A 10,478-nucleotide genomic window follows, 5' to 3' on the forward strand; every position below is an offset into this window, starting at 1 on the left:
CAAGCCAAAACCAGACCTTTTTCCCACTGTTGACGATCTGTATTGCGCCCAATATGTCCTCCGGCGTTCGATATTTTATCAACTATCGCAGTTTAAAAGGTCGATGTCAATCCGTCTCATCGATCAGATCAGAGAGACCCGCGCCCAACACGTCACACACGGTCAGTACTGTCAGAAGTGCGTAATCCCGCCTCTTTCCTTCCAGCTCATACCAGAGCGATGGATGCCAGCCCGCCAATTGGCTGGCACCAAGGACAGTCAGCCCCTTACCTTCCCGGATCATGAAAATCCGCGCGGCTATGTCATGGACATGAATGTAGGAGGTCTCTCCCGGAACCGCCTTTGCGGGATCGAAGGCCTCGGCAAGCCAAAACCAGACCTTTTTCCCACTGTTGACGATCTGTATTGCGCCCAATATGTCCTCCGGCGTTCGATATTTTATCAACTATCGCAGTTTAAAAGGTCGATGTCAATCCGTCTCATCGATCAGATCAGAGAGACCCGCGCCCAACACGTCACACACGGTCAGTACTGTCAGAAGTGCGTAATCCCGCCTCTTTCCTTCCAGCTCATACCAGAGCGATGGATGCCAGCCCGCCAATTGGCTGGCACCAAGGACAGTCAGCCCCTTACCTTCCCGGATCATGAAAATCCGCGCGGCTATGTCATGGACATGAATGTAGGAGGTCTCTCCCGGAACCGCCTTTGCGGGATCGAAGGCCTCGGCAAGCAACCAGCTCGGCTGGACGCCCAGGGCACGTGCCAGCTTGACCAACCTGCTAACCTTCGGCAGAAGCCGTGCGTGCTTGATTTTGCTGACATACGATTGCGACAACTCAGCACGTTGCGCCATCTCGGCACTCGACAGGCCCAGGTATGTGCGGCGCGCATCAATATTCTTCGAAACCGTGTTTATGAGCGCCTCATCCGTGCGGCGCGGCTGGTCTGTCCTACTCAGATACAGGGCCGGAACGGAGGTGCTCAAGGCCTTTGCCAACATCTCAACGGTCCCGATGGCCGGGTTCGTCAGGCCGTTTTCGATCTGACTGATCGTGACAGCGCTGATGCCCGCAAGCTCAGACAATTGTGCCTGGTTCAGGCCCCGCTCTTTTCTCAACCTGCGAATTGAGCGGCCCAGACTCTTCCAGTCCGCTGTGGGAAATCGTCCTCCCGCCAAACTCGTCCTCCCCCTAATTCCGCATGTAAAACACACCTGTACACTGGACTTTCGCCTCAGTCAGGGATCATTCAGTGACTTTTTTTTGGCGTTTGTAAAGCGGCAGGGTTCTGCAGGCGGACAAAGATAAAGCCGGGTTTATCTTCATTTCCTGGACTGCGCGCTGCGCGATACTCCGCCTGATATCAGTTTCAAACCCATCGTGGAATCAGCAATCAACCACGCAGTTCTCGAAAATCCCAAAACGCCAATAACTGACGTCGCAGTTGCCTTATGATCCTTGTAACGGCACCAAATAACTCAGGGATCCGCTGCAGCAGAGGCGCCCCTGGCTCACCACCTCCTCCAGCAAGGCGCCCCTTTCTATCCGTCGAAAATACGTCGAAGCGCAACAAACAAACCCAGTAATACCCGAACGTGCCGGGATCTCATTTTCCTCCCTGCAGGACAAGGTGCCGGGCATCCGGAATGAACACGACCCGCTATCTCAACCTGCGCAAGAGGTCTGCTAACCAGCTTCAGTTGAATTGTCGCGGGGCGTTGAGGGGCCTGACCAGACAAAAATGGTGTCGGGCCATTGCTAACAATTCTTGCGAATGTTCCCATCTATTCGCCCAAATATCCGAAAAATCGGATATGATATACAGCTTATTCAACAGGTAGCCCGACATAATTTTAGACAAGAATTGTTAGCACGGGGAAGCTACCTCAATTTTCGAATAACACAACAGGAAAATGGGCCTTGACCAATGTCGGCCGGTCAAGAGATCAACTCTCAATATTTTCTTGAAAACTTGCGGTTATACGACGTGAGCCTTCCCGAAACCGCCGCCGCGGCGGTCTTGGGTTGCCGACCGGACGGCAGAAATATCCTGCGATACATCTGTTCCTTGACGTTGTCCCGGAAGATGCCCTCCTTATCTGCGATTGTGTTCGGTCAATCGGGCGCAGCTTTTTGACTTCCGGCGCTCGCACCGCAAGCAAAGTCGCAGCTGGCCTCTGCGTGCCATTTCCCGCACGGCGACTTTTAGCCTGCTTATGTCGAGACTGTTACCATCGAGCGCCTGGTGCCAGACAATCTACACCAATAAAAGCGTTTGTCGCAGTCACCCAGACGTACCCCAACCCGATACAACCGCCTCTAATGCGCATTTTTGAGCTTTTGATACGCCTCGCTTTCAACGAGGTTTGAATTGTCCCTGATCAATTCCCATGGCGTTTTTCCGTCGTGGGTCTCGGCATCAGCGCGTGCTCCCGCATCGATCAACGCAGTCACAACAGCGGAACTCGTGTTAAAGGCCGCAGCCGCGTGAAGCGGTGTCCATCCGTATTTTGTTTCGGTATTCAGGTCCGCACCCGCGTGAACCAGAACCTTGGCAATTGAATCCTCTTCGTTGTTCACCGCCGCTAAGTAGAGAGGCGTTTCTGTCTCCTCAGTCTGTGCCTGCAGGTCCGCACCCGCCGCAATCAAGGCGATAACACCGACCAGGTTTTCAGCATGAACCGCCGCGTGGAGGGGTGTCCATTCTCTTTTATCTGCCGCACCAACGGCGGCGCCGGCGCGGATAAGCAAAACAGCGATAGTGGAATTTTTTCTGGAAGCCGCCAGGAACAAGGGTGTCCGCCCACGCCGATCCCACGCTTCCAGATCCGCGCCAGCTTCGATCAGGGCAGTGACAACGGGAGGGCTTTTGCTTAGCGTTGCAGCTATCTGGAGAGGTGTCATCCCGATTTCTGATTGCGCGTCCAGGGCAGCACCTGCTTTTATCAGCAAATGCACAACTGCGGCATTACTGCCTGACGCGGCGGCATGGAGGGCTGTCGCCCCAAATTCGTTTTTTGCTTCCATTTCCGCACCCGCGTCAATAAGCGCGTCAATAACCGCAAGATTGTCGCCCAGAGCTGCGGTGATGAGAGGCGTATTGCCTGTATGGTCCCGCGCTTCCAGATTTGCACCCGCATCATGCAATGTCTCTATTACTGCCGTTGTCTCTCCAAACGCCGCCGCCGCTGCATGCAGAGGTGTGGCTCCAGTGTAGTTCCTTGCTTCCAGATCGGCACCCAATTCGATAAGGGCCTGTACAATTTCGGAGTTGTTGTTGAACACTGCTGCATCGTGCAGAGGCGTCTTACCAACATCGGTGCGGGCCCCGATCGCCGCCCCTGCACGCACCAAAGCGTGGAGAACTGCGGGCTTGTCACTGACCGCGGCTGCAATGTGGAGAGGTGTTTCGCCAAAGGGATTACGCGCATGGATATCCACACCGTTCGTGAGGCAGCGGTGCACGTCCGTCGCCTCCGCATCAAGAAAAAACGGGTAAGAATTGAATTCTTTGCACGACAAACCAGCTGCAAATACCGGGTCTGTTGTGTGCGCAACACTCAGGCTTCCAACCAGCGCAATCCACAATACGTTTGCTCCTTTGAACGATATGGTCATTGGTTTCCTCTTCAGATTGCAGTCAGAACCGTGGATGGTCTTCGACACCGTCAACCAGTTCCGGACTTACGAATTGCCGGGTATGCACATTGCAAGGCGTTGCACCCCGCCCAGGGACGACCTGCCGTTTCCTTGCGTATCGGGCCAATCCCATAGCCGCATGAGTCAAACGATTTTCCGCTTCAGGCGGGATTTGCTGATATGTTGGTACGCTGTGCATTTTTCGATGCGGGATTCATCTTGTTGCCAGGGAAACTCAGAGTTCCGCGAGAGCTTCTTTTGCGCGGAACACAGGTCGCAATATGTAGTCGATTACCCTCGTCTCCGTTGCCTGCAGCTCGGCATCCACGAGCAGGCCATTTCTCAATTCGAGGCCAGCCCCCAACCAACGCTCCTCATCTTTCGGGTCAACTTCAATTGACACGATAAAGGCATGCGGCAGTCGCGGATCGATCGGGTCGGGCACAGTGTCCGCCCCAACCCGCACCACTTTTCCGGAGAGCGTACCGTTCACCCTGTAATCATAAGCCGTGACCTTCAGCGTCGCGCGCATTCCGGAAGTCACATAACCGATATCCTTCGGCTCGACGCGGGCCTCGATAATCAAACGATCTTCAGCAGGAACAATTTCCAGGATCGGCTCACCGGGACCAACAACAGCTCCCGGCGTGGCAAAGAAAAGCTGGTGCACGACGCCTGAAGAAGAGGCCCGCACAACTGTTCGGGCCAACTGGTCCTGTCTCGAACGTAACGTGGAATTCAACAGGTCGATTTCAGCGACGATCTCGGAAAGTTCAGCGGCAATGTCACGATCCTGTTCCGAAACAAACCGGGCTCTTTCCGAGACCAGTTCGGATAGGGCAAGTTTGGCATTTAGCAGCTGGAGTTCGGAAACTGCGCGTGTGCCGACAAGCGGGCCCAGCAAGGAGACTTCCTGGCTCCGCAATTCGATGCGCTGCTCCAGTCGCTCCATCGTCGATTGCCGCGATCTTTGACGGGTCATGAATACAAGTGTCTCACTACGCGAAAGATTGGGTCGTTGCTCGACCAGTTGCGCAGGTATCTGGAAATTTTCTGCCTTGCGCGCCTCGGCCTCAAGACGCGTGCGACGAATTTCAAGTGCAGAAACCTTATGTTCGATCTCCGCCACATTTGTGGCAAACTGCGTCGGATCCAGCCGCGCAAGTTCCTCGCCGGCATTCACCTGATCGCCTTCCTCGACTGCAATCGAAACAAGAATCCCACCTTCGAGATTTTGGACGATCTCAGTGCGTGTCGCCGTCACGATCTGCCCTTCCGCCCGCACAACCCGAGCAAGTTTGGCCGCAGAACTCCAGACAACCGTTGCAACCACCGCTGTCAGGCAGAGCCAAATAATCAGCCAATCCCGTCTGGCGCGCTTCTTTTCCGTCTTCAGAGGATCAAACTCCATCACTCACCTTCCTGTTCGCGTCCGGATGCGACATCACAGATATTTGCGACGGTCCGGAGCCCTGGTCCGGTCTGATCTTTGTCGGCGCCGCAGCCGCCTTTTGCGCGGCAGCGATCTTGGCCAGAACCTCCTGGCGCGGGCCATCTACGATCACCTGCCCACGGCCCAGAACAATTATCCTGTCAACCAGGGAAACGATCGGCATGCGATGCGTGGCAACAATCAATGTCCTGTTTGCCGTCCAACTCTGCAAACGTGCGATCATGTCAGTCTCAAGGGAGTTGTCCAGGCTTGCTGTGGGCTCATCAAGCAGGACCGTTCCCGAATCCAGTAGCAGCATGCGCGCCAGCCCAACCGACTGACGCTGACCAACGGACAACCCCACACCGCCATCCGACAATTGCATGTTCAAACCATTGGGATGCGCCCGCACCACATCGCCGAACCCAACCGTGTCGATGGCTTTCAGCAGGGCTTCATCGCTCAGGTCCTGACGGCCCAGTCTGAGATTATCCCGCAGCGTACCGCGAAACAGTACCGTGTCCTGCGACAGATACGTGACCGCGCGCCGGTAGTCCTGCGTATCGATCTGGTTGATGTCCGTGCCGTCAAGGGTCAAACGTCCGAGATCCGGGCTGTAAATGCCCGAGATGAGACGCAACAGCGTCGATTTACCGGAGCCATTGGGACCCAGAAGAGCAATGCGTTCCCCCGGCTTGATCTGCAGGCTGTCAATCTCTATGGCGGGCGCCTCGTCCGGAAAAAACTGGTAACTCACCTTCTGCAGGTCCAGGACGCCCGGTTGTGCGCCACGCTTCAACAATTTCCGACCAGCAGCCATTTCTGAGGGACCATTGGTGATTGCCTCCAATCCCTTCAGCGTCATGCTGACCTGGTTCCAGCGCATCAGAACCGTGCTTAATCGGGACATGGGGGAGGTTGCGCGACTGGTCATCAGCGTTGTGGCAATAATCGCGCCCACGGTCATTTTCCCATCGAAAACCTGATATACGCTGGCTGTTACCGTAAGAGCGTAGATGGCCTGCTGAACACTGCCGGCCCATTGCGTCAGTGACGCGGACAAAGCGCGTTGCCGCAACGTCGAATCGGCAATCAACCGGCTGATATCACTCCACTGATCGGCAAAGAAAGTCTCCGCGCGTGAAACTTTCACGGTTTCAAGGCCATACGATACTTCGTTGAACAGGCGGCCAGCCGAAGTCTGCGCCCCAAGAGCAGAGTCGGCAATTCGCCGCATCCGTCGTTTGAACAGGAAAGGAGGTATGATCATCAGCAGAATGCCAACAATAGGCACGATAACGACCGGTCCCGCGATCCAGTAAATCAGCAACAGGAAAATCACCGCAAAAGGCAGATCAGCAATGGCCCCAACCGCCGCTTCCGTTACAAATTCACGCAGAGATCCGAATTCGCGCATCAATTGAGACAGCCGGCTGGCCTTTGGAGTTGATGACGTGAATTTCAGAGCCAAAAGATGGCGCAGCAAATCCGCCGACGCATCCATATCAATTTGCCTGCCAGCGCGGTCCATCACACGCGCGCGCGCAATCCGGAGCATCGCCTCCAGAATAATGGCAACGGTCAACCCGGCCAAAAGAACCCAGAGTGTATCTTCCGACCGGTTCGGAATAACACGGTCGTAAACCTGAAGCGAAAACAGCGACACCACAGCTGCAAGCAGATTGGCCACCAGCGATGCGGCAAGAATGCTCGCAAATGGTGTCGACCCCGAAAACACACGCGACCACAACCAATGACCCGATGTGGTCTCTACATTCTGTTCCAGAGCAATGCGCTCCAGGGATTTGCGTAGCACAAGTGCACGCTTGCCGGCCACAGCCTGCAAAAATCCCAGCGGAACCGGCCGACCTTCGCCAGGCTGTTCAGGATCACTTAAAAGAGCCGTGTCGCCATCAACGGCAATGACAACCACCCAGCGTCCGCTCCCGAGCTTAAGACAGAATGGAAGGGACCGGTCAAAGGTGCGGCTCGGTTGAATTGCCGACAGGCTCAGGTCATTGGATCGCACCACCCAGCCCAGTTCGGTGGTGTTTTCCCCCACCTCGGAAAGGATACGCTGATCCAGCTCGACCCCAATGAACCCGGCCTGATTACCCAGTGCCTGTCCCAAAGTCATCGAAATCGATGCCAGCTGATCTTCTGTCATTGACGTATCTCCTGGCTCACCAGCACCCCCCGTTGGGCCGCATCCTGAATGCGGAGACGCAACAAGTCGGCACGTACGGCAATCAGTCTGCGTTCGGTATCAAGAAGTGTACGAAAAACTGTAATTCCGTCGGTCAGCGGGCGCCCGCCGATATCCTGCTGTTCGAGAAACAACTCAACCGAACGCTGCGCTTCCCGAGACAGTGTTTCCAGAGATGTTTCCCGGCTTTTCAGGCGGGCCTGTTCCAGCGTGTTCCGGCTGGCATCCCTATGAAGATTTCGTGCCACCTGAGCAACTTGCGCGCGCGCTGAAGACACCGCAGCACGTGCCGCAACCAATGACGGTCGAACCGCCAGTCCTGGAAAATCAGACGTTTCCAGCGCCAGCCCAACGGTTGGATTGACATCATCGCCATCGGATAATACCGCCCCGCGCATCAACAGCGTTGGATAACGACGCGCACCAACAAGCTCCAATTGGTGCTCAGCCAATTCGTATTGGAGTTGCGCGCGGGCCAATTCCTGAGGCTCGGTTTCCTGCGGCGCCAGCAACAATGCCCGTTCAATCTCAGCAAGAGACGGGACAGTTGCTTCGGTGTAAGCTCTTTTCGTTACAATGGAAATTTGACCCAGCGAAAGTTGCAACTCAGCCGTGTCGGCATTGATCTCATTGCGGAGTTCCGCAAGACGAACCTCAAACAGGATTTGTTCCGACTGATCAGAAATTCCGGCACCAACACGAGATTCGGCATACTGCCGAAGCTCGGAAATTCTGTCCAACGAACGCGACGAAACCCTGCGGTGTTCCTTCGCCCGGCTCGCAGCAATCAGATCTTCCAGCGCGTCGCGCACACTCTCAATGCGCTCCTGCCATAAATCAAGCCGGGCCAGATCAATCGCCCGCTCAGCCTGCGTGCGCTGCGCCCTGGAGCGCCCAAAGTCCAACAGCACCACAGTCGCAGCAAGCCCCGCATTCACGTCTCCATCCTGATCAATACCTGCAACCGGTGCGACCTGAGGCCAGCGATTGCGGCCCGTAACCACGCGTTCAGAAATCCGTTGTGCGATCAAATCGATACTCGGAGACGTGCGATCGCTCTCAGTCACCGCCGCCTGGGCCAGCTTGGCCACATCCGTCCCGGGCCGCAGACCTGGCAGTAAGGGTTTCGGCGCGTCCGCCGAAGGTTCGTCAGCCTGCAGTTCCGGCACGGCCTGGTCGGTCTGTTCGCGGGTCAAGGCCACATGCCGGTCGGCGCAGGCACTCAGCACCAAACTGGTTAAGAGCATCACAGGGCACAGGTAATGCGCCGATATACGCCCGGGAAAAATGTGCCGCAGAGAGACGGAACAGCTCTGCTGCTCAGCCTGTTTTTCAATATCCGCATTCGCACACCTCCCACTGTGCTCATACGTAATGATCTTGCTCATTTCTTTCATTGCCTACTCGAGTAACGTGTTCCGGATTTGTCGATACAGCGGGGATCGACGCTGACTGGCTTCCGACGCCAAACACCTGGAAAAACTCCTAACCACCTGAAAAGTTTACGTTTACTTCGGGATCGATCAGGAGGTTACCGGCTGAGCTGGTGTAGACATTGTAGTTTTCGCCATCGATCGCTTCTGTCCCGCTGGCTTCGAACTGCGTACCGGGTAAGCTCACATTGTCATTGTCGTCACCTTCGATCCGCAGACGATAGCTGGTGTCGTCCCCCGCAAGGTTCCCAAGCACCTCATCGGTCAGGACAATAGTCGTCGCCCCGCTTGCGGATAATTCTATTTCCACCAGCCCCGTGACGGATGTCGCGTATTCCGGGGTCAGCACAAATGTTTCATTTTCAGTGTTAAGAAATTCGAGTTCCCGGCTTGTCACAACCAATTCTGTACCTAGCGGGGTGTCGGCAAAATTTTCGGTTAGGGCCCGAACGATGTTACCGTCATCGTCATAGAAATTGGTAATAATCCGCTCACTCGTGCCATTCCCGTCAGCATCGTGATGCTCCCGGCTCACACCATGTTCGTTATACTCGTATTCGATAGCGGAAGATAATACGGGATCCTGACCCTGATCGTTGTAGGTGTAGTGTTCAACAGAGTCATTGTCGCCGTCGCCTTCATCATCAATCTCCACCCTGTGTTCGGTTCGCTTGCCGTCCGCGTCATAGCTGTAGAAGGTAATGGTTTCTTGTGATGTTTCGGGATCATCTGCGGTGTCGAAGTACTCTGCTTTTTTCGTCAGATTGCCCTCATCGTCATAGGTGTAATCGATAGTTTCCTGGGTTACCCAATTACCCTGATCGTCACGGGTGAAGGCTTCCTCGGTATCGATTCGGTTGTCTTTGTCGATATCGAGTGTTCTGTACGTCTCATGACCGTTGCTGTTGTACTGGAAAGTCTCGTATTCGATGTCCTCAAAGTAATAAGGGGGTCTTATGCCAGAGTACGCGTTTCTATATTCCCTAGTCGCCACATTACCTTCGGTGTCAAAGGTATAAGTCCAATCGGTCACTTCATCGAAGTTACCAACTTGCGTGGTTCCACCGTCCGGCCGCGGCGGCGGCGACGTGAGGTTGCTACCTGCAACCTCATTCGGTTCGGTAGCAACCTCATTCGGTTCGGTATATAAAAATTCGGCTTCGCGCGTTTTCTTGCCAGGAAACCTGGAATCCCCGTATTCGAAGATTTGGACTTCGTTAACGACGTTGCTGATACCTGTATCGAATTCCTGGCGCGTCACACGGCCTTCGGCGTCAATAAATGCAACGAGCCTGGTGTTTGAAAACGACAACTGAAACGTGGTCACGGTCGGCTCCGTCACTTCCACGTCGATCATCCCGCTATACCTATACCGGGGGATGTCAGTGGACGATGTCACGCTGTAGTTGCCGTCCCCATCCGCCGTGACCTCGTACGTTTCCTCTATGAGCTCGCGCCTTGGGGCACTCGGCAAATTCAGCGCCGAGAACGTAACCGTAACCGTGGACCCAGGCTCCGCCGTGCCGCTGACCGTGAAACTGCCATCGTCATTTGCCATCGTCTGAACGGTTACGGTTTTAAACGGGACGGCCGACGGCTGAACGACTTCCTCCCCATTGCCCATGTTGCCCGGCGGCGGCGTCTGCGTTTCCGTCTGTGTCGGCGGCGCCGGATTCCCACCACCCTGAGCATCCGGATCAGGAGTACCCTGGGCATCCGGGGCCACGACCGGCGGTGCCGGGGGCGCGACCGGGGGCTCCGAATAGGTT

Annotated in this window: 7 protein-coding genes; all 7 read right to left on the reverse strand. The window is 55.4% G+C overall.

Going from position 1 to position 10,478, the window contains the following annotated elements:
- Positions 1–106 precede the first annotated feature (106 nt).
- On the reverse strand, positions 107–415 hold the full coding sequence (locus GOW92_RS24485) for a helix-turn-helix domain-containing protein (RefSeq protein WP_170566433.1): 309 nt from the start codon (positions 413–415) through the stop codon (positions 107–109).
- Positions 416–469: 54 nt separating this feature from the next.
- On the reverse strand, positions 470–1,213 hold the full coding sequence (locus GOW92_RS24490; RefSeq protein WP_368040331.1) for a helix-turn-helix domain-containing protein: 744 nt from the start codon (positions 1,211–1,213) through the stop codon (positions 470–472).
- Between the two features lie 1,105 nt (positions 1,214–2,318).
- Positions 2,319–3,617, reverse strand: coding sequence for an ankyrin repeat domain-containing protein (locus GOW92_RS24495; RefSeq protein WP_170566438.1), 1,299 nt, complete (start codon positions 3,615–3,617; stop codon positions 2,319–2,321).
- A 256-nt stretch (positions 3,618–3,873) separates the two neighbouring features.
- Positions 3,874–5,049: an HlyD family efflux transporter periplasmic adaptor subunit gene (locus tag GOW92_RS24500; protein ID WP_170566441.1), complete on the reverse strand. Its 1,176-nt coding sequence runs from the start codon at positions 5,047–5,049 to the stop codon at positions 3,874–3,876.
- Positions 5,039–7,237, reverse strand: a complete 2,199-nt coding sequence (locus tag GOW92_RS24505) for an ATP-binding cassette domain-containing protein (protein ID WP_170566444.1) — start codon at positions 7,235–7,237, stop codon at positions 5,039–5,041. The genes GOW92_RS24500 and GOW92_RS24505 overlap by 11 nt, the downstream gene beginning before the upstream one ends.
- Complete coding sequence (locus GOW92_RS24510; RefSeq protein WP_170566447.1) at positions 7,234–8,523, reverse strand: TolC family protein; 1,290 nt, start codon at positions 8,521–8,523, stop codon at positions 7,234–7,236. Before GOW92_RS24510 ends, GOW92_RS24505 begins: the two co-directional genes overlap by 4 nt.
- Before the next feature lie 238 nt (positions 8,524–8,761).
- Positions 8,762–10,478 (reverse strand): hypothetical protein (locus GOW92_RS24515; RefSeq protein ID WP_217356593.1); only part of this gene is annotated, 1,717 nt, incomplete at its 5' end.

This window comes from Ruegeria atlantica, assembly GCF_013032505.1.
GTDB classification, from domain to species: Bacteria; Pseudomonadota; Alphaproteobacteria; order Rhodobacterales; family Rhodobacteraceae; genus Ruegeria; species Ruegeria atlantica_F.